Origin of the sequence: Actinoallomurus vinaceus (assembly GCF_039542055.1) — a bacterium.
GTDB lineage: Bacteria > Actinomycetota > Actinomycetes > Streptosporangiales > Streptosporangiaceae > Actinoallomurus > Actinoallomurus vinaceus.
Window position 1 is genome coordinate 448,780 of sequence record NZ_BAABHK010000004.1, and the last position, 21,798, is coordinate 470,577.

Annotated in this window: 18 protein-coding genes; 6 read left to right on the plus strand and 12 right to left on the minus strand. The window is 67.7% G+C overall.

Annotated elements, in window-relative coordinates; genetic code table 11:
* The first annotated feature begins 32 nt into the window (after positions 1-32).
* Complete coding sequence (locus tag ABEA24_RS17285; RefSeq protein WP_345431873.1) at positions 33-1,751, plus strand: PucR family transcriptional regulator; 1,719 nt, start codon at positions 33-35, stop codon at positions 1,749-1,751.
* A 76-nt stretch (positions 1,752-1,827) separates the two neighbouring features.
* Here ABEA24_RS17285 and ABEA24_RS17290 read toward each other — a convergent pair whose 3' ends face one another.
* Together ABEA24_RS17290 and ABEA24_RS17295 are read right to left on the minus strand one after the other, a co-directional pair.
* The gene (locus ABEA24_RS17290; RefSeq protein ID WP_345431874.1) at positions 1,828-1,968 is read right to left on the minus strand and encodes a DUF397 domain-containing protein; all 141 of its coding nucleotides are present in this window, start codon (positions 1,966-1,968) and stop codon (positions 1,828-1,830) included.
* Between the two features lie 11 nt (positions 1,969-1,979).
* Positions 1,980-2,840, minus strand: a complete 861-nt coding sequence (locus ABEA24_RS17295; protein ID WP_345431875.1) for a helix-turn-helix domain-containing protein — start codon at positions 2,838-2,840, stop codon at positions 1,980-1,982.
* Positions 2,841-3,188: 348 nt separating this feature from the next.
* Here ABEA24_RS17295 and ABEA24_RS17300 point away from each other — a divergent pair, with 348 nt between their 5' ends.
* Entirely contained in the window at positions 3,189-3,623 is a 435-nt protein-coding gene (locus ABEA24_RS17300) for an ATP-binding protein (RefSeq protein WP_345431876.1), read from the plus strand.
* Between the two features lie 71 nt (positions 3,624-3,694).
* Here the strand turns inward: ABEA24_RS17300 and ABEA24_RS17305 are convergent, their stop codons facing one another.
* The 5 genes from ABEA24_RS17305 to ABEA24_RS17325 all read right to left on the minus strand — a co-directional run bounded on the left by ABEA24_RS17305 (position 3,695) and on the right by ABEA24_RS17325 (position 11,543).
* On the minus strand, positions 3,695-4,585 hold the full coding sequence (locus tag ABEA24_RS17305; protein WP_345431877.1) for a septum formation family protein: 891 nt from the start codon (positions 4,583-4,585) through the stop codon (positions 3,695-3,697).
* A 140-nt stretch (positions 4,586-4,725) separates the two neighbouring features.
* Complete coding sequence (locus ABEA24_RS17310) at positions 4,726-5,076, minus strand: hypothetical protein (protein WP_345431878.1); 351 nt, start codon at positions 5,074-5,076, stop codon at positions 4,726-4,728.
* A 104-nt stretch (positions 5,077-5,180) separates the two neighbouring features.
* A complete protein-coding gene (locus tag ABEA24_RS17315; RefSeq protein ID WP_345431879.1) occupies positions 5,181-5,585 on the minus strand; it encodes a DUF4240 domain-containing protein in 405 nt (134 codons plus the stop codon).
* The gene (locus ABEA24_RS17320) at positions 5,585-8,944 is read right to left on the minus strand and encodes a polymorphic toxin-type HINT domain-containing protein (protein WP_345431880.1); all 3,360 of its coding nucleotides are present in this window, start codon (positions 8,942-8,944) and stop codon (positions 5,585-5,587) included. The genes ABEA24_RS17315 and ABEA24_RS17320 overlap by 1 nt, the downstream gene beginning before the upstream one ends.
* The gene (locus ABEA24_RS17325; RefSeq protein ID WP_345431881.1) at positions 8,901-11,543 is read right to left on the minus strand and encodes a DNRLRE domain-containing protein; all 2,643 of its coding nucleotides are present in this window, start codon (positions 11,541-11,543) and stop codon (positions 8,901-8,903) included. Before ABEA24_RS17325 ends, ABEA24_RS17320 begins: the two co-directional genes overlap by 44 nt.
* Positions 11,544-11,901: 358 nt before the next feature.
* Between ABEA24_RS17325 and ABEA24_RS17330 the strand changes: the two genes are divergently transcribed.
* Positions 11,902-13,317, plus strand: coding sequence for a glycerophosphodiester phosphodiesterase (locus ABEA24_RS17330; protein ID WP_345431882.1), 1,416 nt, complete (start codon positions 11,902-11,904; stop codon positions 13,315-13,317).
* A gap of 72 nt (positions 13,318-13,389) precedes the next feature.
* On the opposite strand, the gene ABEA24_RS17335 is transcribed toward ABEA24_RS17330, so the two are convergent.
* A complete protein-coding gene (locus tag ABEA24_RS17335) occupies positions 13,390-14,661 on the minus strand; it encodes a hypothetical protein (protein WP_345431884.1) in 1,272 nt (423 codons plus the stop codon).
* A gap of 767 nt (positions 14,662-15,428) precedes the next feature.
* On the opposite strand from ABEA24_RS17335, the gene ABEA24_RS17340 reads away from it, so the two are divergent.
* The 3 genes from ABEA24_RS17340 to ABEA24_RS17350 all read left to right on the plus strand — a co-directional run bounded on the left by ABEA24_RS17340 (position 15,429) and on the right by ABEA24_RS17350 (position 19,600).
* On the plus strand, positions 15,429-16,460 hold the full coding sequence (locus ABEA24_RS17340) for a S1 family peptidase (RefSeq protein ID WP_345431885.1): 1,032 nt from the start codon (positions 15,429-15,431) through the stop codon (positions 16,458-16,460).
* A 227-nt stretch (positions 16,461-16,687) separates the two neighbouring features.
* The gene (locus ABEA24_RS17345; protein ID WP_345431886.1) at positions 16,688-17,125 is read left to right on the plus strand and encodes a hypothetical protein; all 438 of its coding nucleotides are present in this window, start codon (positions 16,688-16,690) and stop codon (positions 17,123-17,125) included.
* A gap of 15 nt (positions 17,126-17,140) precedes the next feature.
* Positions 17,141-19,600 (plus strand): tetratricopeptide repeat protein, encoded by a 2,460-nt coding sequence (locus ABEA24_RS17350; RefSeq protein WP_345431887.1) that lies wholly within the window; start codon positions 17,141-17,143, stop codon positions 19,598-19,600.
* 20 nt (positions 19,601-19,620) lie between these two features.
* On the opposite strand, the gene ABEA24_RS17355 is transcribed toward ABEA24_RS17350, so the two are convergent.
* The 4 genes from ABEA24_RS17355 to ABEA24_RS17370 are packed head-to-tail and all read right to left on the minus strand — an operon-like array spanning position 19,621 to position 21,785.
* Positions 19,621-20,253 carry a hypothetical protein gene (locus ABEA24_RS17355; RefSeq protein WP_345431888.1) on the minus strand — a complete coding sequence of 211 codons (633 nt, stop codon included), beginning with the start codon at positions 20,251-20,253 and terminating at the stop codon, positions 19,621-19,623.
* Positions 20,250-20,474 (minus strand): zf-HC2 domain-containing protein, encoded by a 225-nt coding sequence (locus ABEA24_RS17360; RefSeq protein ID WP_345431889.1) that lies wholly within the window; start codon positions 20,472-20,474, stop codon positions 20,250-20,252. The genes ABEA24_RS17355 and ABEA24_RS17360 overlap by 4 nt, the downstream gene beginning before the upstream one ends.
* Positions 20,471-21,058: a hypothetical protein gene (locus ABEA24_RS17365; RefSeq protein WP_345431890.1), complete on the minus strand. Its 588-nt coding sequence runs from the start codon at positions 21,056-21,058 to the stop codon at positions 20,471-20,473. The genes ABEA24_RS17360 and ABEA24_RS17365 overlap by 4 nt, the downstream gene beginning before the upstream one ends.
* Positions 21,042-21,785 (minus strand): GNAT family N-acetyltransferase, encoded by a 744-nt coding sequence (locus ABEA24_RS17370; RefSeq protein ID WP_345431891.1) that lies wholly within the window; start codon positions 21,783-21,785, stop codon positions 21,042-21,044. The genes ABEA24_RS17365 and ABEA24_RS17370 overlap by 17 nt, the downstream gene beginning before the upstream one ends.
* Positions 21,786-21,798 lie beyond the last annotated feature (13 nt).

Consider the following 21,798-nt stretch of genomic DNA (forward strand, 5'->3'; position numbering starts at 1 on the left):
CCTCCTCGCGTCGGTTAACTAGCATCACAATTGTGCTGCCCACTCTGGCCGACGTCTTGCGGCTCGACGCGGTCCGGCGGGGCGAGCCCCGGATCATCGCCGGCGCGGACCACCTCGACGCCCGCGTGCGGTGGGTCCACGTCGCCGAGGTCACCGACATCGCCCACCTGCTGCGCGGCGGCGAGCTGGTGCTCACCACCGGAATCGCGCTGCCGGACGATCCATCGCGCCTCCGGACGTACGTCGCGGAGCTGGCCGATGTGGGCGTCAGCGGCCTCATCGTCGAGCTGGGCCGTAAGTACGCGCGCGAGCTGCCCGACGCGTTCGTCGCGGCAGCCGAGGAGCACGGCCTCCCGCTGATCGCCTGGGCCCGGGAGACGCCCTTCGTGGACGTCACCGAGGCGGTGCACGCCCAGATCATCGACGCCCAGATCGCCGAGCTGCGCGCCTCGGAGAAGCTGCACGAGGTGTTCACCCAGCTGTCCGTCGACGGCGCGCCGCCGGCCGAGGTGGTCCGTCAGGTGGCCGGCCTGGCCGGGCATCCCGTCGTGCTGGAGAACCTCGCCCACCAGGTGCTCGCCGCCGAGATGTCCGGCTCCGACCCCGCCGAGCTGCTGACCGGCTGGGAGATCCGCTCGCGTGCCGTACGCCCCGAGGAGCGCACCGCGTACGACGAGTCCTCGCGCTGGCTGGTCACGGTCGTCGGCGCGCGCGGCGAGGACTGGGGACGGCTCATCATCACCTCGATGGACCCGCCGTCACCCCGCGACGTCGTCCTCGTCGAGCGCGCGGCGACCACCCTCGCCCTCGGCCGGCTGCTCGACCGGCACGCCGAGAGCCTCGAACGCCAGGCCCACGGCTCGATCATCAGCGGCATCCTCGCCCACGCGTACGCCGACCCGCAGGAGGCGGCCGCCCGCGCCCGCGCCCTCGGCGTACCGCTCACCGGACGCCGCCTGCTCGGCATCGTGGTCCTCCCCCGGCCGTCCGCCCGGCCCGCCTCTCCCCCGGCCTTCGGCCTGGCCGACGGCGGCGCCACGTCGTCCGCCGCATCGATCGCCGACCTGGCCGAGGCGACCGCCGCCGCCTGCCGGGAGGCGAACCTGTCCGCCCTCGTCGGCGCCCTCGACGAGAGCTCCCCGCAGGCCCGGGTCGGCGTGCTCGCCTCACTCCCCTCCCGCGCCGTCGAGGACGACGTCCTGTGCGAGGTCGCGCGCCGTCTCCGCGCCCACCACTGCGGTGCCGCCGTGACCGGGCGCGACCACGGCGGCCGGTCCGCCCGGGCACGCGGCGGCGCGGACGCGTTCGTCATGGCCGTCGGCTCGACCGTGGAGTCCGTACGCGATGTCCGCCGATCGTTCCTGGAGGCCGAGCAGGTCGCCGACGTCGCCGCCGGGCGCACCGACGACCGGCTGTTCTACCGCCTGCCCGACCTGCGGCTGCGCGGCCTCCTGCACCTGCTCCGCGACGACGCGCGCCTGCAGACGTTCACCGAGCGCGAGCTGGAACCGCTGCTGACGTACGACGCGCAGCGCGGCAGCGACCTCGTCCACGTGCTCGGCCTCTACCTGGGGAGCGGGCGCAACAAGGTCCTCACCGCCCAGCGCGCCCACCTGTCCCGGCCGGCGCTGTACGAGCGGCTGCGCCGCATCGAACGCGTGCTCGGCGTGGACCTGGAGGACGTCGAGTCGTGCGCCTCCCTGCACGTCGCCCTGCTCGCCCTCGACGCCCTCCGCAAGGACCACGCCTGAACGACCACGGATCGGTACCCGAGGCGGCCACCTCGGGTACCGACGACATACATGGACGGAGCTTCGCGCCGCGTCGTCAGCCGGATGAGCGGACCGTGAGGATGTCCACCTCGTCGGGCCGCAGGCCGTCGACGGGGGCGACTTCGACGCAGCCCCCTGAAGCGTTGCTGCGGATGGACTTGCGCCATGCGAGCCTGAACTGATCGATGCGGGTCATCTGAGCCTTCCCTAGGGTTGTGACGCCGCCAGCCGACGAAGGACGGCGGCGGATTCGTCGATGCCGATGGCCTCGGCGACAAGTCGGTTGAACACGAGCGAGTAGGCATGGACGTCGGCGTCGTCCTCGAGGTACAAGGCGCTGTTGAATGCCTCGATGTACCCCACCTCGGGCATGTAACGCTCTGGGAACTCCAGGATGGCGAACGTGCCCGCCGCGCCTGGATGCGCGCCGACGTCGTGCGGCAGGACTTGAAGGGTCACGTTGGGGAGCTCGGCGAGTTCGGCGAGACGGGCGTATTGGGCCCGCATGACGTCCGCACCGCCGATCATGCGGCGCAGGACGTTCTCGTCGATGACACACCAGAGCTCCAGCGGAGGCTTTCGCTCGGCGAGAAGCACTTGCCGGTTGAGGCGCACCTCGACCCGCCGCTCGACCTCGGAGTCGGGGGCGAGCTGCATGAGCCCGGCTCGGATCACCTCCCGTGCGTAGTCCTCGGTCTGCAGCAGTCCGTGGACGACCAACGCGTCGTAGCACCGCAGTGAGCGGGCCTCGGCTTCCAGGGCGATATAGGTGGCGTACGCGGCGGGCAGGGTGTCGGTGTAGCGATGCCACCAGCCGCGTTCTCGTGCGCCGCGGGCCAGCTCCACGAGGTCGGCGCGGCGCCGGCCGTCCACCTTGTAGGTGTTGAGGAGCCGTTGGAGCTCAACGGGTTTGATCCGTCGGACGGCGGTCTCCATCCGGCCGAGCGTGGCACGGCTCCACTTGAGCCGCTCCGCCGCCTGGTCGAGCGTGAGACCGGTCTGTTCGCGAAGACGCCGTAGCTCGATCGCGATTCGGCGTTCGCGGATGGTCGGTGAGGGATCCGGCACGAGCCCAGTGTGGCGACGTCACTCAGTGCAAGCAATCGGTTTCAGATTGTTACCGAACGGTACATTGTGAGAATTCTCAGCGAATCGCTTGCGTGGATGAGCAGCGCGGAGCACTATGCGTAAGAACCCGAACACGCCATGTGATCGAGGGGGTCGCTCGAGTTGGGTACGGCAGGGAATCGCAGGCGCGCCGCTACGTCACCGGCCGCTTGAATCACCACCGCTCCGGCGGGGCCGGCCCCCGACCCGCCCCTCGGGTCCGTGTCGTGCTCCCCGGGACCACTGGGAGATCGACCTGTCTCCCCGTGCCCTCGGCACTCACCCCATCCGACGGGAGGGCGCACCACCGTGACCGCCACGCTCCACGAGACGATGTCGACCGCCACCACGGCGCTGATGTACTGGCGTCGTACGTTCCCCGGCCGCCCGGACCAGGCTCGGCTCGTCCGCCGGTTCGTGGCCTTCCTCCTCGATGACTGCCGGCACGCCGACGACGCGGTCCAGGTGGTGGCCGAGCTGGCCGGCAACGCCCTCATCCACACGCGCTCCGGTCGGCCCGGCGGCACGTTCGTCGTCGAGGTCCGCCGCTGGGAGGACGGCCTCGCGGTCTCCGTCACCGATCAGGGCGGGTCGCTCGAGGACAGCGGTCCGCACCGAAGACCGCAGGACGACGACCTCGCCGAGAACGGCCGCGGCCTCCCCATCGTCGCCGACCTCGCCACCCGCGTCACCTGGACCGGCGACCCCGACCACGGCCACACCGTCACCGCCACCTTCACCTGACCGCCCGCCGCTCCCGTACGCTCCGCCCCATGCGCGTCCGCGGCGCCCGTCTGCCCTTCGACGCTGCGATGTCAAAGGGCAGCGGTCAGCTTCTTGTGATCCTTCCGTCCATCGGAGCAGACGACCAGACGATCGCCGAGCTTCCAGCTCTCCTCGGTCGGGTGGATGTACCTGAGGCTCACGGGATGCCCGCTCGCATCATGCTTCGGGAGCCCCTGGCGGCAGCCTTTTTCGCTGTCGCTCTTGATCTTCTCAAGGCCAGGCCACGCACCGTCGGGCAGGCTGAACGTCGAGGTGACCTCGAACTGATGCGGCGCGGAGCACCCCATGACCGTTACGGAGTACAGCGCCGCCCTCATCGGCTGATCGAAGCAGTCACCCTTACTCAGATCGTCGACGTCCCGCCAGTAGATGTACGTGGTCGTCAGCTTTTCGCCGTCCTTCCGCTCGATCGAGCACACCACATGCCGGACACCGTGCCGCCACGCGACGGCGTTCGGGTAGACGAATCGGACCTCGAGTGCGACACCGTCAGGCTGATGACTCGGCGCGTTCGCCATGCGTTTCGTGCACTCGGCCTCCGCCCGCGCCTTAATCGTCCCGCCTCCCGGCCAGGAATCGCCAGAGGCGTCGAACACCGCACCGACCTGACCGTCATGCGGCTCGTCACATGACCGAGCGACACTGGTCTTGATCAGCTTCTCCCCGTGCGGCTGGTCGTAACACTGCCCGACCAACAGAGTCAGTGCCGCCGGCGCATGGTCCGACCCGTCGGCCTGATCAGACGCGGTCCCGTCCAAGGCCCAGGCAATGAGAGCCAACGCCACGAGATTCATAAACAGGGCGTAGAACAGCAGCCCGGCCCCACGATCCGTACTACGGCGAACCCGCTGGAACGCCACGATCACGAAGACCAGAGACACCGGGATCAGTCCGACCGTGGCGAACACCGCAGCCAGCACCGCCGCCCGGCTCCGGGCTTGCCCCGGAAGCCGAACCGGCTCAAACGAAGTAGAGACCTTATTCACGAATTTTTCTATCTAAATCCGATGGGACAATTTTCGAGCTGTCAACCTTGGAACGAAAAGAGTGAACATCGCTTTCACCAGCCAGAAATTAACCCCTTCCGCAATGACGTTTCTTCACTCCTAGAACCCACCTCCACGTCAACAGAGATAGCGTATTCCAAAAAGGCATCAAGCAAATCGTATTGGTGTATGTCAAATTCAAGCCGACGCATCTCCGGGACAACCCAATACCATCGCCAAGAAAGGTCAACCAGCGACAAGACGGAAGAATCGAAGCCGAGCGCAAAAGTCGGCTCTGCAAACCAGTTCTTGCCCAATTGCGCCTCAAGCTCGGCGATCCTCGCCTCCGCCCGCTCCAGCCGAGCCGACAGCTCCACCACCAACGCCGCCAACTCCTCATAGGAGGGCTTGTCAGCGGCGGGCACCCGACCATGATCGACAGTCAGGCAACCGAGATCAAATCGGACTGCTCGAGAAGAGCTGACCAGTCACAACGTCACAAACGTATATCGCAGGCGGCCCTGGAGGATTATCTCATTGGCTGGCCCGTGCGCCTTTGATACTCGATTCGAGCGAGATAAAGCAGCGTCTCAGCCGCCTGGAGCCTGGGAGCGACAAAGTCACTGAAGCGCTCCGAATCATCAAGCACCACCCGCACCTCCTCCCGCCCAGCAAGCAAGCAAGCGCACCGAGCGTAAAGGAAGTGATCGGCGGTTTGCTCCAGAACCAAACCTTCCGCCAATTCAACCTGGATGGACGCAAGAGAACTCAAATCCAGCGCATCCAGATTCTGATCAAGCTGCTCTTGAAAGCTAATCAGGTCCGGCAGGTCCAGCGTACGCAGTCGCCGCTCAACCTGCCCCACTGCCGCTTCGACGTCCGCCCGACCCGTAACAGCATTCGAGCCGATCACTGACCAAAAATCAGCAACCATTATTGACCCCATTCCTCGGCGCCGGGAAGCATCGGCCGGTTACGCCTATCAAGGATGGTCTTCCCAGGAGAATTAATGTCATTCGACAAGGGGACGCCCTGTTTGCGCAACTGCTGAATCCTCAGGTGTTCAGCCACAAACACGTCGTCCTCACATCCGCACACATGCGTGATCTTGACGTCATCCATGCTCGCCAACCGACCACTACGGAGGTGATCTCCCAGCCGATTCGTCAAGTTTATCGACTTGCCGACATAGGTCTTGCCGGGGTTGTGCATGTCCGGGAACTCATAGATCCCTTGGTCTTTCCCGCAGTTGTGTACGAGCACCGGCGTCGCGCCGGCGAGCACATAGTAGGTGTGGGTGCCACTAACTGTAAGATCACGGACGGCCGGATGACCCGAGAACCAGGCGATTCCTACGACACGCAGGGGCGTCCCGCTCGCCGCTCGGAGGTTGAGACCGGCTGTTAGGTGATCTGCCCGGGTCCAGAGGCGCTTCGTCTTGTTCCAGAACAGGTGATGTTCCGTGGCGATGATGATGCCGGTGCGGTTGCCGCGTTTGCCGTCGGTGTCGACGGTGATCTGTATGAGGTTCTTGTAGTCGACGCCGCCGAAGGAGGCGATGACGCGTTTGGCGCTGGTCTTGCCGGTCTTCGGGTCGGTGGCCAGGACCTTGTCGCCGACCTTGACGTCCTCGATCTTCTTCGACTTGCCGTTGGCGAGCAGCACCTTCGTGCCCGGCACGAAACTGTTGCAGCCCGAGGGACTACTCGGCTCCTCAGTGGCATGAGGCGTGTCGTGCGTGGCGGCCTTAGCCCCCGCCGACACCTCGCCGCCCGCACCGTCCTCCTCACCCCGGGCCACAGCGGAGGCCGCCTTACCGACGGCCCCCTTGGCCTTGGAAGCGGCACTGGCGATGGCCTTAGAGGCGACACGACCTGCGGCCGTGGTGGTGACCTTGCCGAGGAGGGCGCTGCCGCCCTTGGCGACGCCCCAGGTCGCGGCTGCTGTAATTGCGCCGACGACCTCGGCTTTGAGCGCCCCGCCCAGTGTCTGCTGATCGGGTGGGGTCGATACCGCGTATCCGGCGTAGCTGCCGGCCATCCCGCCCACGACCGCGCAGCCGAGACTGCCCGCCCCGCCGGTCGCGGCCTCGCATCCGGCGGTGACGACGATCGTGACGGTGACGTTGACGATCGTCGCCTTGTGCTTGTTCCAGGAGTTCCGGGCACCGCACAGCCAGCTGCAGTGATGCTGCGTCGGAGCCGGAGGCGAATAATGCGGCCCATCCGAGTGGCCGTCGTTGTCGTTGTTACCCCCACCGGTAGTGGTGGGGTAACACTCGCCTGGGGTCGAACAGGTGGGAATGTGCAGGCCGCTCGGGTCGCTACGAGTAGCGGGGTCGTTGTCGGCGTAGGCGTAGCCGTTCCACGACTGTGGATCGGATTGGTCGAAGACCGGGTCCACGGACAGGAATCGGCCCGTGTTCGTGTCGTACTCTCGGGCGCCGAGTTGCGTCAGTCCACCGAGAGCCGTATCGATCGTGCCGCCGACGAACCCGCGGGTGCCCGGCCAGGCCGTGGGCTGGTCGCCGCGAATCTGCCCGAACGGGGTGAAGCGGCGGCGGGTGACCGTCTGCGTGGCGTCGTCGCTCACCGAGACGTCGCTCGTGCCGTGCGGGTCCGAGACCAGCCAGGTCAGCGACGCGGTGGTGCGTGCGGCGATCGTCTGGCCGCCGAACGAGTAGTACCGCGTGCAGGTCGCCGCGTTGGCGCCGGCGGCGAGCCGTACCTCCTCACCCGCGAGGTAGAGGGTGCTGGCGTCCGGCGCGTGCTGGATGAGGCGGTTGCCGTCGGCGTCGTACACGAAGGACGTCGTCTGTCCGCCCTTGTCGACGCTGGACAGGTGGCCTTCGAGGTCCCAGGTGAAGTCCTGCTCGGGTTGCTGCTGCGGACCTGACGAGCCGATCTGGCGGGTCTTGGTGTTCCCGTCGTCGTCGTAGGTGAACGAGTCGGTCTGGCCGTCGCGCGCCCCGCCGGTCGTGGTGACCGAGGAGAGGCTGTGCGGATGGGGCTGGTCGGCTGCGGGATAGGTGTAGGTCTGCGTGACGTCTTTGGCGGTGGCGCCCGTGACGTCGTGGTCGACCGAGCTGGTCCGGTCGCCGACCGCGTCGTACTTGAACGACTGCCAGTACGGCGACGCGCCGCCGATGATGGACGAGGCGCTGTCCTTGGTCGGCTCGGCGGCGCAGTCGTCCGTGGCCGTCCACGCCTCGCTCAGTCGCTGCAGGTGGTCGTAGGAGAAGCACTGGACGTCGGGCGTCTGCCCGGTCGGTGTGTCCGCGATCTTCGTGACCTTGCCCGCGTCGTCGTACTTGTAGTTGACGTTGTCGACGGGGGTCGGTGCGGTCTCCTTCTCGTCGGTCGTCTGCATCAGACGGTTGGTACCGTCGTCGATGGTGTTCGTGCGCAGCAGACGCTTGCTGCTCCCACCGGTCCACATCATCTGCTGGATGAGCTGGCCGATCTTGTCGTACGTGGAGCCGGTGACGTAGGTCGACAAGCCCTGGAGGGTCTTGACGTCACCGAGCTCGTCGTAGCCGTAGGTCAGCGTCTCCGTCGGCAGCCCGCCGGCTCGCGGGATCGTCGTCCGGTACAGCGTGCCGTCGAGGTTGTACTCCGTTGTGGTGCTGTACGTCCCCGCGAGCTTGCCCTCGGCGGACGGGATGGTCACCGAGGTGGTCTTGGGCCGGTAGGCGTCGTCGTAGGAGCCGACGGCGTTGACGTAGTCGGCGATGCTGCCGTCGCTCTGCTTGACGTGCCGGGTCGAGGAGGCGGGCTGGCCGAGGTCGGGTTTGCCGGTGGTCGCGTCGACCGCGGTGTCGTACGCCCATTCGGCGAGCTTGAAGCCGTTCGTGTCGTTCTCGTACTCGGCGGTCTTGCGGGCCAGCTCGTCGTAGGTGAAGAACAGCTTGTGGTGGCGGGCGTCGGTGACCGTCTCGACCAGGTCACGGTTGTTGTATGTGAAGGTCGTGGTGCCCTTGTCCGGGTCGTCGGCCTGGCTCTGACGCCCGATGAGGTCGTAGTGGTACGTCCAGGTGCTTCCGGCGGCGTCCTTGACGGTGCCGAGGCGACCGGCGGGGTCGTACGTGTAGTGGACCGCGTCGTGATCGCCGCTGGCGTCGTCGCCCTTGTACTGGTCGATCTCGACCGTACGGCCCTGAGCGTCGGTGATCGTCGTCGTGGGCGTTCCGCCGTTGGGCGGGATGACGCTGATCCGCTCGCCGTCGTACTCGGTGGTCGTGCGCCACTTCTCATTGGCGTGCGCGCGGAGGATCTGCGCGGTCGGCCATTCCATGCCGTTGTACGTCGTCAGCGTCTGACTGGGGACGTCCGCAGAGCTCTTCGGGGTGTAGAGCGTCGTCCCGGGATCGTCCTCGTTGTAATAGTCGCTGTCCGTGGCGGTGACGAGGCCGCGGCTGTCGTAGAAGGTGTCGGTTAGGACGCGTCCGCCGCCCGGCGCGGGCCCCTGCGACTGCCGCTTTCGCAGCAGGCCGTCGTACAGGGCGTAGCCGGTAAAGCTGGAAGCCGCTGTTGACGCTGCCGGCCTGAGCGGCGACCGTCGCCGTATGACTGCTGTCGGTGAGTCGTACCCACGCCGAGACGGTGAAGCCGGCATCGGTATGCGTCACCGGACCGCTGGTCTCCCCGTAGTTGGTGGAGCCGTTGAGGTGACCGCCGCCGCCGATCCGCCCGCTGCCCCACGTCGCTCCGCCGGTCCACGTGATCGGGTGGCCGCCGGACGCGGAGTCAGCGGCCGTGTTGCCTGTGCCGTCATCCAGCGCCCAGTGGCCGACCGGAGCCCCGGAGACTGACAGCGGTTTCACGTAGAAGTCATATTCGGCGTACCTGGTGCCGACGTTGCCGGCCGCGTCGACCGGATAGACGAAGCGTTTGTTCACCCACTGGTGCTTCGGGGTGATCTGAACGGGTGTCGACGCGCTCACCTGCGTTGCGGCGGTTGCCTGGCCGGCGTAGTCGAGTGCGTACCGGTACGCCGTGACGCCGGTCTCGGCGCTTCCGGGAGAGAAGGTGAACGTTCCGGCCCGTCCGACTCCGCCGTGCCAATCGGCCGGATCGGTGGGCTCGTCATCCGGATAATCCGTCGAGCTGATCTGGGGGACCTGATCGGGGGCCGTGGAGTCGACGCCGAACTCGCACCAGGAACTCCAGGCGCTGTTGTCCGTGCCGTCCCAAGCCCACACGTGCCAGCGATAGACCTCTCCGTTCTTGAAAGAGGCCGCGGGAACATCGACGGAGACCGTGCTCGGCGAACCGCTTGGGATGAAGGAGCTGTAGAGGCGCGCTCCGACCATTTCCCACGTCTTGCTGGTCGCGTTGTAGTGGTTCACCTCGTACTCGGCCCGTACCTGATCGTCCGGGTTGTGGGTCTTGATGTCCTTGTCCGGGTCGTACAGCTGAGTCTTGAGCGTGAGTTTCTTGGCCGGAGTGCTGTTCGGGTTGATGACCGGGCGGTTGGCGCCTTGCGTACATTCCGTACCCGGGTTGGTCGCCTGCCCGTACGGGGTCTTCGGGACGGTGTTGTACTTGATCACCAGGTGGGGGTTGGAGCTGAAACCCTTCCAGCCCCAGTCACTGCTGGTGGTGTCGTCACGATCTTTCAAACCGAACGTCGTATTCGGCAGACCCTTCCTGGCGGCCGTCACGACGGCCGAGGTGACGTTGAACTCGTCGTCGTCATCCGGACAGGACGAATCGTGGCCCGCGTCCTTCGCGACACTGTCGAGCGGGCTGCCCCACGACGGCTGGCGCTTCCAGGTGGTGTAGCCGTGGATTCCGCCGGTGAAGTAGATCTCGGTGGCGCTAGGCGTCTTGGTGCAGCCATACGAGTACGTCTGCTCGATACGGAAAGTCGCCTTCAGGATGTGCTTTCCGTTGACGTTGTCCGAGTCCATCCGGAAGAAGGATCTCTTGATGCCGTGGGCACCGGTGTCCGGATCGGTGTAGGCCCCGACCTCGGGCCTATGGCTGGAGTCCCAGTAGGTCTCCGTGGAATGGGCCTGGTCGATCATGACCCAGTGCTGCTTGCTTCCGGACCACTCGGGGGTCGGATCGCTCAAGGCGATCACTACGGGAAAGCGAGTGTCGGAACTCCCCAGCATCTTCTGGTCGGGTACCACTGCCATGGTTCCGGCACCGGTCTCCAACGGCAGCACGCTCTCGTGTGTCCGTTCGACGGGACCGGTCCTCCCTGTGGAATCCCGCATCCGTGCCGGCGGTAGATGGGAAACGGATACGCCGTTCGCCGCGGTCGCGTCGATACCACCCGAAGCGTTGGTGTGGAAGGAGATGCCGCTTCCTTGCAGCCCGAACGTGAGGCGCTTCAGTGCTGGGTCGGCAGTCGCCTTCCGGCTCTTGATGACGATCTCTTGGGACACGTTCAGGGCGGAGACCGTGAGCCGGAGATCCACGCCGGGGCGCACTGCGTAGGTCGCCGTGTTCCCGGAGAGCGTGGGTTTGGGCAGTCTTCCCTGCCAGGTGAGCGTGATGGAGCGCCCGCGGTCGGTGCTCTGGAGCAGCGGTGCCCGGCCTCCGCCGGAGAGCCTGATTCGAACGGGAACGGCTTTGGGCATCACCGTCCCGTCCTTGGTCGCCCGCAGGGTCGGGTCGACGGGCTGCCATGTGCCGTCAGGTCCCTTCACCCAGCGCGGCAGCAATGACTCGTCCGAGCTGAACGTACCGTCCGGCTGGGCCATGACCTGGCGAGTCTCGGTGCGCTCAGCGAGGACCTCGACCGGCGAGTCGCTCTCCTTCGCCTTGCGGACGGCAGCCGCTTCAGCGCGTTCGATTGACGGAGCTTGCTGCGCGTGACGCGGCACCGGCCGGCTCGACGCTCCGACGGCGGCGAGGCTCGGCGTCCCCAGGCTCACCGTCATTGACGCCGAGAGCGTGAAGACGGCGACGCCTGCGGAGACCACGCCCGGGGAACGCCGTTTCCGCCCACCTCTATAAACGCGCACACCAGGCAACTTGGCCCCTCACAAGGAGTCAGAGCGAGCAAAACGATCAGAACGTAACATCCCTCCTGCAAGTTCCCTAGAGGCGCACGAGTGATCTAGATCACCCACTTTGCGATGGAATGCCCCGTTTTCGTTTTCACTCACCGTGACCAGACGAGGTCACTCGCCGCGACGGAGGCAGCACGAATCTCGTTTTGATATCGCGTCGGACAATTGCAGCAATCCGGTCTAGCCTCTGCTGCTTGTGCGAAGAACGATGTTGAGCCTGGCGGCCGTGGGACTCACCGTCATCGGTGCTGCCACGTCCGTCCAGGCCGCTCCCCTCTCCCCTCAGCGATCAGCGGCTCGTCCGCTGCGCCTCGTAGATCTTCCCCAGCGCTTCTTCATCGCCCATCGGAACGCCGGAGCGTTCCTCGCCCCGGAGAACACCGAGCAGGCCCTCAAGGCCGGCGTCGCCGATCCGGACGCCGATCTCCTGGAGTTCGACATCCAGGTGCTCAAGGACGGTGTCGGCGGGGTCATGCACGACCCGACCGTCGACCGGACCACCACCGCCACCGGAAAGGTCGCCGACTACGACAGTGCGGCCTTCCAGCAGTTGGTCATCGACGCGCCGTCCTGGTTCGGCGGCAGGGCCGCCCCGGCACACCCGCTGCTGTTCGAGCAGGTGCTGGACGAGTTCGCGGGTAAGAAGCTGCTGCTCGCCCATCCGAAGGACACCGCGGCGATGAAGCTGGTCATCGCCGCGATCACCGCGCGCGACCTCACCGGCAGGGTGATGGTGCAGACGTTCTCCCGTTCCGACGCCGTCCTGGCCGAGCAGGCGGGCATCACCACGCAGGTGATCGTGGGCGGCGCTCAGCAGGCCACGATCGACACGCCAGAGGCGATCAAGTCGGACGGTCTCAAGCGGGTCTCCCTGTGGGCCGCGTTGCCCGACAGCCTGATCTCCTCCTACGTCCACGCGGGACTGATCGTGACGTGTTACGACGTCAACCGGCAGTACCGCCGGGACCAGCTCTACCAGCTGGGCGTCCAGGGAATCGACACGAACGACCCGCCGTACGTGCGCGGTGACGTCGCACGCTACCGCCGCACCCGCGACTCATTCGGCACACAGAACTGGTGGTACGGGCAGATCAGCCAGTCGCAGTTCCCCGAGGCCCTCGGCGTGCGGCAGCGTGGCCGGTTCGTCGCTCCCAACTGGTGGCGCATCGACGTCGGCGACTATCCCCTCCTGGCCCTGCAAGGCTGGGCGGCGCTGTCCAAGTCGTACACACTCCACATGAACATGCGGTGGGACGCTCTCGGCAACGACAAGACCCGCTGGGGCGGAACGTACTTCTCAGCGATCCGGGACTCGGCGTTCAGCAGCGCGGACTCGCCGTTGAACGGCGGCTACCTGGCCGTTCTGCGCGGCGACGGCACGCTGATCCTCTACCGGAAGGACGCCGGGCACACGACGCGGCTGAAGAGCGTCAAGACGCCCGCGCCGAAGAAGGGCACCGTCGCGAAGCTACGCATCACGGTATCGAAGTCGTCGATCACCGTGACCCGCTACGACGGAGCTGACAAGTCGGTCACCGTCAAGGATGCGCGCTACCGCGGCAAGTATCTGTACCTGGGCCGTTACGCGAGTACGGGCCACCAGGGCCCGGGCCTCTCCTTCGGCGGTATCACCGTTCAGTAGCCCGCACGGGAAGCGTTGAGTGCGAGATCATCGCCCCTTCACACGACCGTCAAAGGGGCGATGATCCTGCGCTCAATGCGATGGGCTCACTTCGTTCGTGACGGGAAGCAGCTCGGTGTCGGGGGTCGGGAGCCGGTCGGCGGTCTCCGGGCGGCGTCGGGCCCAGGGCATGGCGAGCACCAGCAGCGGGATGATCGCGACCGAGCTCATCGCCCACCAGCTGTGGTTCTCCCACCATCCGGTGTCGTCGAACTGCGTCAGGTAGATGTACCCGATGCCCGCCCAGACCGCGCCGAGGGTCATGGCGGGCCGGCTCCAGCGCGTCGGTCGCGCGCACAGGAACGGCACGAACCACAGCAGGTACTGCGCGCCCATCCGCGGCGTGACCACCATGAAGGCCAGGAGGATCGCGGAGGTCTGGTCGATGCGATCCGCTCGCCACCACATCCATATGACGAGGGCGATGGTGGAGTACAGGATCAGCTGACCGACTTTGGCGGCCATCGGCGCGAGGGTCCAGTTGCCGTGCGTCATCAGGGCGGTCCAGCCCCATTCGCCGACGATGGGGCGTACCTCGCCGAGGTAGCGGGCGACGTTGAGCATGTCGGCCCAGGAGGAGCTCACGACCAGCGGAAGCGTCGCCAGGAAGAAGACGGGGACGGCGCCGGCCGCGACCAGCCCGTACAGGCGCTGCCGCCAGTTGGGCAGCATCGCGAGGACCACCGGAAGCAGGATGATCGGCCAGCTCTTCGCCGACAGCGCGAATCCGAACAGGGCGCCCGCCCACGCGCCGTTCGGTCCGGCCCCGCCGTTCTCCGCGCCGGCCCGCGCCGAGCGCGCGAGGAGATAGGCGGCGACGAGGAAGACCAGGGAGATCGGCTCGACCTGGGCGTGGATGACGGCGACCATCAGGGCGATCGGGTTGCAGGCGTACTGGAACCGCGCCGCCGCCGCATACTTGCGCCCGGCGAGGCGACCGACCAGGACGATCAGCACGACGTCCGCGATGATGGTGCAGAGCCGGCCGGCGATCTCCCACGGCAGGCCCGTGGCCAGCGCGAGGGCGTAGAAGTACGGGATCATCGGCAGGAAGTGCCACGATCCCTGGCTCGCCAGCACGGGGTCTTGGTGGTGCAGGATCGCCTGACCGGCCGCCCTGAAACCCTCGTTGAAGTCGACCGGCTGCCAGGAGTCGGTGGACGCGGAGATCAGCAGGGTCAGCCGCAGGCCGATGCCCACCGCGAGGGCGGTGCGCAGGGACGGACGCCAGCCGCGCCACTGCGCCGCCGCGGCCAGAAGCAGGCCCGCGACCAGGACAAATGCTGTGAATTCCGGATGGTCCATTGCTAGCCAAGACTCTCATATACCGACGCCGTTACCACGCTCGGCCCAGGGACTCACAGCGAACTCTCAGGTTCCCTTGACCTTCACAGCCCCGGTCCTCCCACCGGTGGAGGAGCGGCACGCCACCCCCGCGCGGTGACGCGGCGCACGGCGGCCGCCTGGAAGGTCGCACACCCAGACCACGACAGGCGGTCCGAGTGCCCTGACCTCGACCGTCGCGAAGCGCATCGGGCACCTCGGCCACGGCGGCATCAACGGTACCGCCGACCGCGTGGTCGACGGACCGTACCGGACGGATGACGCGGCGCACGGCGCCCGGTGGAGGCGGAAAGTCCGCCGAAAGCGGAGCGGCCTGGTTCGCCCTTGCCGCCTCGGCCCACCCTTGCCGTCTCGGTACACCTTGCCGCCTCGGCCCGCCCTTGCCGTCCCGCTTCGCCTTCGCCTCGGCGGGCGGCGGCCAGAACCGTCGACCGCCCGGGCACCGTCGCTGACCGGGGACTTGACCAGGGTCATGACTCCGCACCCGCTTCGGCGCTCACCCGACTCGGATACCGAGTAGTATGTGCCTGCTTATGGGGTGACCGATTCCGGACTAACGTTTGACCTTGCGGCTTTTGACTAGGTTTGTGAGGATCTGGCGCAGGCCAGGTAATCGGATCTCGACCCCGCCCGGGCGGGCCCCCTCCGCCCGTGAGCCGAGCGCCATTGCCACGCCGTCCCTCGGACACGCCACCGGGGCGTGTCCGCCACCCCTGAGGGAGGCTCGTGTGAGATTCACTGCTCCCCGACGTGCTGGACTGATCGCGGCCGCTGTCACCCTGATCGGCGGTTCTCTTCTCGCAGCATCGGCCCAGGCGTCCGTCTCGCAGCCGGATCCGTCGCACACCGCCACGAAGCTCGCCCAGCGGCTCGGTTCCCGCTCGGCAGGCTCGTACCTCGACCACTCCACGAAGAAGCTCGTGGTGACGGTCACCTCGAAGTCGGACGCCTCGGCCGTGCGCCAGGCCGGCGCCGTCCCCAAGGTCGTCCCGTACAGCGGAGCCCGGCTCCAGTCGGCGATCAACGTCCTCGACCGTACGGCGAAGGTCCCGGGCACGGCCTGGGCCGTCGACCCCACGACCGACCAGGTCGTGCTCTCCGTCGACAGCTCGGTGACCGGGTCCAAGCTCGTCCAGGTCACCTCCGCGGCCCAGCAGCTCGGCGGCGCCGTCCGCATGGAGTACGTGCCCGGCGTGTTCAGCACCAAGATCTCCGGCGGTGACGCGATCTACGGCGGTCAGTACCGTTGCTCGCTCGGCTTCAACGTCGTCAGCGGCAGCACGTACTACTTCCTGACCGCGGGCCACTGCGGGAACATCGCGTCCAGCTGGTACAGCAACTCGAGCCACACTTCGTTGATCGGCACGACCCGGTCCAGCACCTTCCCCGGCCACGACTACGCGATCGTCACCTACGCCAGTGGCGTCTCGCACCCGGGCCAGGTCGGCAGCCAGGACATCACGTCGGCCGGCAACGCCTACGTCGGTGAGTCGGTGTCGCGCCGGGGCAGCACCACCGGCATCCACAGCGGATCCGTCACCGCCCTCAACCAGACGGTCAACTACTCCGAGGGCACCGTCACCGGCATGATCAGGACGAACGTCTGCGCCGAGGGTGGCGACAGCGGCGGCCCGCTGTACTCCGGCAGCACGGCCGTGGGCCTGACCTCCGGCGGCAGCGGCAACTGCACGTCGGGTGGGACGACCTTCTTCCAGCCGGTCACCGCAGCGCTCAGCGCGTACGGGGTGAGCGTCTACTGAGTCCCCCTCGCTGAGCCCCGCTCGCGGGCCCCTGGAAGTGCGGCATCTTCCAGGGGCCCGCCCCTTTTCGGCGAGGCGTATACGCGTCGACAAACCCCGGCGACCGACCGTACGGCAGTGGAATTCCTCATTCCGGTCGGCGCAAATATCGGAAAAACGCATCCCCAACAGGGATGGCTACCCAATTGGTTAGAGCCCACCGATGCCCGGCATGACACAGTGAGCTCATGGCTGAGGATTCCGGCGAAGGACGGCCCGACTGGTGGCCACTGCTCAACGCACCGACCGAGGTCATCCGGCGCCTTAAAAACGAGCCCCTCCTCCTCGTCGGTATCGGAACCGCCGTCGTCCTGGCCGTGATAGCCGTTTACGCTCCCGATCGCGGCCGGTTCTATGCACTCCTGCTGACCGGCCTCGTCCTCATTCTCTGTCTCATCCGGGCGTTCACCATCGGTACGCGCCGGAAGGACACTCCTCCCCCGACCACCGAGTCCGATATCCGACTCGGCGGCAGGAGCCAAGTGGAGGACGTGCACATCAACACGTGGGGTCCCTCGGCGCGGACCAGGTTCAGGTCCAGACGGGGATCCAAGATCAAAGGTGCGCGCTTCAACACGGGCATGCGGAATCACCCCGATGAGGCTCCTCCTCCCGGTGACCGCTGATCAGTGGGTGAGGACATGGCCGTGGACCTTTTCGTCGGCCGCCGCGCGGAACTGCAGGGTGCCCTGACGACCCTGCGGGCCGCCGGTGATGGGATCGTTCAGGACGTGATCGGCGTCCACGGCATCGGTAAGACGATGTTCCTGGAACGGCTGGCGGACGAGGCGCGCGCACTGGACCGTGCTCAGGTCTTCACCTTCGACATGGCACGCCACGGACTGGGCGAGGGCTTCTTCGACGATTTTGGACCCGCCGCCACGGCGCAGGTCCTGTGGGCGACATTCGACTGCTCGCGGCGGTTGATGCGTCGCCTCGTCGACCACGCCGGGACGGATGGCTTCAACCGATTCCGGCTCGCTCATCAACAGCAGAGCAGGCTGGCCGACAGCTTCTTCGTCAAGACCGACGTCGCGCTGGGGCGGGGGTCGCACTTCGAAGACAGCGAGATCGTCAACGCCGTCAGTCTGGGAGACGAATACATCCGACAGCGCATCCGGGAAATGCAGAGCGCGCTGGACGAGGCGTTCATCAGCGACTGGGCGGCCTACACCAGGCACCGCCGGGTACTCATCACGGCCGACACCTTCCAGGGCGTGGCCAACGATGAGCTGGGTCACTGGATGGCGCGTACCGCGCTGCGCCTGCCGAACACCCTGCTCGTGCTGGCGCGCACGCCGTCCGCGCACGTACTCGCCGATTCGGACCGCTTTCACAAACACCACCTCACGAATTTCAGCCCGGACGAGGTGCACGACTATCTCGCCCGGCGCTTCCCCGATGAGAAACCGCGGCCACAGGTCACCGACGTGGTGCACACGTTCACGGACGGGCACCCGGGCGGGGTCAAGCTGGCCGCGGATCTGATCGGCGAGGTCGGCCCCGCCGACCTCAGCGCACGGCGGCTGCGGCGGATCCTCGAACACCTCCCCGCAGCACCGAACGAACGCTGGGCGGAGCTCGTCCACCTGATCCTCCGGGCCGTCGACGAACCGCGGCTGCGGGAGGCCGTCGACGCGGCCGCGCTGACGACCTCCTTCGACGGGCCCCTCCTCGCGCAGCTCCTCGGGGGCGACGGCGTTCCCCGGCACCCGATCGGCGATGTGATCTCCAAACTCCGGGCCTACCGGCTCGTCAAGCCGGTGCCGGTGATGGCGGGCGAGCCGGCGGACCGCTTTCGCCTGCACGAGTTCATTCGCGTGTCGGTCGCGGGGCGGCTGCGCACCACGGACAAGGAGCGATGGCAGCACTATCACCGCCTCGCCGCCCAGTACTGGTTCGAACGCCTCGAGCGGTGGGAGGACGAAGCGTACGACAGCTACGGCTCCTGGTTCCGCTACGAGGACGCGGAATGGCAGGCGGCCAAACGGGAGTGGCTCCGCCACTCGAGTCGGTTCACCGAACGGCGGGAGATCACCCGTGCCCGCTTCACCTTGGTGTTCCTCGACGCCTTCTGGTGGTGGGGGGTCTACCTGCCGTTTCCGTTCAACCGCCGGCTGCTCGACGACTGGGAACGCAGCGCGGCGATATGGCGGGCCTATGCGCAAGGACGACCTCTGCCGATAGAGGAGAGCGACTCACCGGATCGGCAGCTCCTGGACGCGCTCACCTTCCTGCTGGACAACTACCCCACTGGGTACATCAAGCCGCAGGACGCGCCCTGGGACGAGCTGCGCGACCAGATTCTCCTCATCAAGGACCTGTGCGAACTGGACCGGCCGCACCGCCGGGGGCTGTCCGACTCGGAACAGCTCGACAGGGCACGGGCAGGGGCGCTGACCGACGTCATCCTCGCCCATACCCGTCGATTCCGCGACCCCGCCGACCCACGGGCCGACCTGTATTACCAGAGGTCGCTCGAGGCATTCGACCGGCTCGGGAGCGACTGGGACGCGGCGTGGGTCCTGTTGGAGTCCGCCGATCTGGCCGTCGAGCGAGGCAGGCCGGACGAGGCGGCGGAATTCGTGTCGAGATCGGCCGAGCGGGCACGCGACCTCGCCGCCCGGACGGATGAGTGGGACCACGAGATCCTCGCCAACCTGCACCGGATACGAGCCGACGCGTCCTGGCTGAGTGGCGATGCTCGCGAGGCCGCGATCGCCTACGGCCGCGCGGTATGCCACGCCTACCTCTTCCACGGCGATCCGCATCCACCGGATGAGTACACCCGGCAGGTCTACATCGAGATCACGACGAGAGCGGGTCAGGCCATCGAGGCGCTGCCGGACGGCGACGACCGGGATCGGTTCGTCGCCACGCTACGCGGCGAACTCCCGCCCGGATGGGCGGCCGGGCGACGGACGCCCGACCCCCACAGGGCGGAACCGAGCGCGTCGCTGTTCCCGCGTGGGCCGGCCGAGGACGAACTGCGCACCAAGAAGTCGCCCTTCATGAGCGAATGGCGGCTGCTCGCCGAGGACGTCCCCGATCCGATGGCCGGCCTGAAAGACCTCATCGGGCGCGACCGTCCCCCGGCCTGACGGACCGCGCCCTCCCCGCCTCAGGAGGAGCGATCGAGCCGCAGTCTGGTCGCCAGCCAACCGGCCTGCCAGGCGCGTTCCGCCGCATAGGGGTCATCCGACTCGGCGGTGGTGCGCTGGTCGGCCGCCCGGGCCGCGATGTAGGCCGTCGACGCGACCGGGTACGCCTCCAGCGCCTCGATCGCGTCCGATACGTAGCCGCACAGCGTGACGGCCTGCCAGGCACCCTTCGCGGATGCCTGCTCGGCGCAGTGAGCGGCGGCCACGGCGATCTCCGCGTCTTCGGCGTCCCGCAGGCGGCGCGCGATCTCACGCAGGCCGGCTTCCGCCAGCTCGGCCACCGCGTGACCGATCGTCCGGGCGACACACGCGGCCCCCAGGTCGCGCGCCGCCGCCGGCGTCCACGCCTCGACACGGGAGAGCAGGCGGGCTCGGCGCGCCACGACCTTGTGCCGCGACTCCTCGACGGGCGCGGCGAGCTCCACCTCCCACAGCTCTTCGCCGAGCCAGTACGGAAGGTGGGCGAGCGCGCAGGCGTGGAAGCCGCTTCGGCAGAGGTCCGTGGCATCCACAGACACCCATTCCCCGACCGGCCAGACGTATCGGGTGAACGGGCTGACGGCGCCCGGGCGCAGGAACTTGAAGTACGTCACGGCATCGGCCGCAGAAGGGCGACGAGGTCACGGCGGAGGTCCGCGGGCACCGGCTCGCGGGCGGCCCGGGCCAGGGCCGTCAGGGCGATCCGCGCCTTGTCGTTCTGAACCATGCAGGGCGGGCAGAACAGCAGGTGCTGCTCGTACGCGTCCCGGTCGCGGTCGTCCATGACGCCGTCCCACCACCGGCTCATGAGCCCCGCGACAAGGTCACAGCTCATGTCCGCGGCCCGCATCCTCGCGCCACCTCCTCATCGACGTACGCGACGTACGCGTCCCGCGCGGCCTCCAGGGCCGGCGCCTGCCGGTCCGAGGGGCGATTGACGATCCGTTCGGCCTGTGCCGCGGGCAGGTGCGCGACGTCGCGCACCACGAGCAGAACGCGAAGGCTCAGCGGGATGCGGCGCAGGACGGTCAGCACCTGGGCGGGAGTGGGTTCGGCGCCCTCCGGCCAGGGGACGGGCTCGTCGGCCCACCAGCCCGCCCAGCGGTCGTCCGCGGCGAGGAACGCGCCGCGTCCCGGCAGCGCGGGCGTCCGCGCCGTATCGAACTCACCACGATCGTCCAGTGCGAAGATCACACGCTCCAGCAGGGCGGCGCGCAGGCATCCGGTGACCAGGCCGGAGCGGATGTCCTCGATCAGCGTGGCCCAGGCGCTCTTCAGCGCGCCGTCTCCGACGCTCTGCGCCGACGACGCGCGGAACAGCAGGTCGGCCACCGCGTGGTCACGTTCGAGCAGTTCGGAGACTGCCGACGCGTCGCCACGCCCGATTCGTGCGCACGTGTCCTCATCCGTGACGGGCAAGCGGCACCTCGCTCAGGCGTGACATCGGCCATAGCGGCACCTCACCGGGCCATGACTCGATCCGCTTACGGAGCGCCAGATACTCCGCGTCGGAGCGAACGGCCTCGGGGCCCTCGCACTCGGCGAGGTAGCGGTCGAGAAAACGTACGAGGTGGGCGCCGGGAACGGCGGCCCCGTCGAGGGCATGGCCGATCAGCAGCAGCCCGCGGACCCTCGGCAGGCCCTGTCCCAGGGCGGGCTGAAAGTACGGTACGGGGAGCAGCCGCCATCCGACCCGTTCGTACATCCGAAGCCGGGCCGCCGGATCCCCGTACGGACCCGCTTCGTAACAGCGGGGATCCTCGACCTCCGCCAGGACGGCCACGGGACGGGCGTTCTCCCGCCAGCGGGGCAGGGAGTCGGACAGCAGCGCGCTGCCCGTTCCCCGGCCTCGCTGATCCGAACGCACGGCCAGGTAGCCGAGGAGAAGCACCTCGCTCGCGGCGTCGTACTCGGCGAGGGCGGCGGCCACCGGCTCGCCGGACCGGAGCGCGATCGTGCCGAATCGGCCGGGGAAGGGAGTGCGGAAAGCCGTCCGCATGGCATCGAGGGTGTCGAGCTCCGCGGGTCGAAACGCCGGCTGCAGCACGTCCCGGTACGTCCGGTCGAAAACGCCATCATCCACGTCCGAGCAGTCCACGAAGACGATCCCGTTCGGGCCGCGGCGGCTGATGTTCGTCGGTGCCACGGGCTCCATCGTC

Excerpts from the sequence above, each read along its gene's own strand:
- ABEA24_RS17290 (WP_345431874.1), bottom strand. The coding sequence starts at position 1,968 with ATGACCCGCATCGATCAGTTCAGGCTCGCATGGCGCAAGTCCATCCGC.
- ABEA24_RS17315 (WP_345431879.1), bottom strand. The coding sequence starts at position 5,585 with ATGGTTGCTGATTTTTGGTCAGTGATCGGCTCGAATGCTGTTACGGGT.
- ABEA24_RS17320 (WP_345431880.1), bottom strand. The coding sequence starts at position 8,944 with ATGGAATGGCCGACCGCGCAGATCCTCCGCGCGCACGCCAATGAGAAG.
- ABEA24_RS17325 (WP_345431881.1), bottom strand. The coding sequence starts at position 11,543 with ATGACGGTGAGCCTGGGGACGCCGAGCCTCGCCGCCGTCGGAGCGTCG.
- ABEA24_RS17335 (WP_345431884.1), bottom strand. The coding sequence starts at position 14,661 with ATGGACCATCCGGAATTCACAGCATTTGTCCTGGTCGCGGGCCTGCTT.
- ABEA24_RS17345 (WP_345431886.1), top strand. The coding sequence starts at position 16,688 with ATGGCTGAGGATTCCGGCGAAGGACGGCCCGACTGGTGGCCACTGCTC.
- ABEA24_RS17350 (WP_345431887.1), top strand. The coding sequence starts at position 17,141 with ATGGCCGTGGACCTTTTCGTCGGCCGCCGCGCGGAACTGCAGGGTGCC.
- ABEA24_RS17360 (WP_345431889.1), bottom strand. The coding sequence starts at position 20,474 with ATGAGCTGTGACCTTGTCGCGGGGCTCATGAGCCGGTGGTGGGACGGC.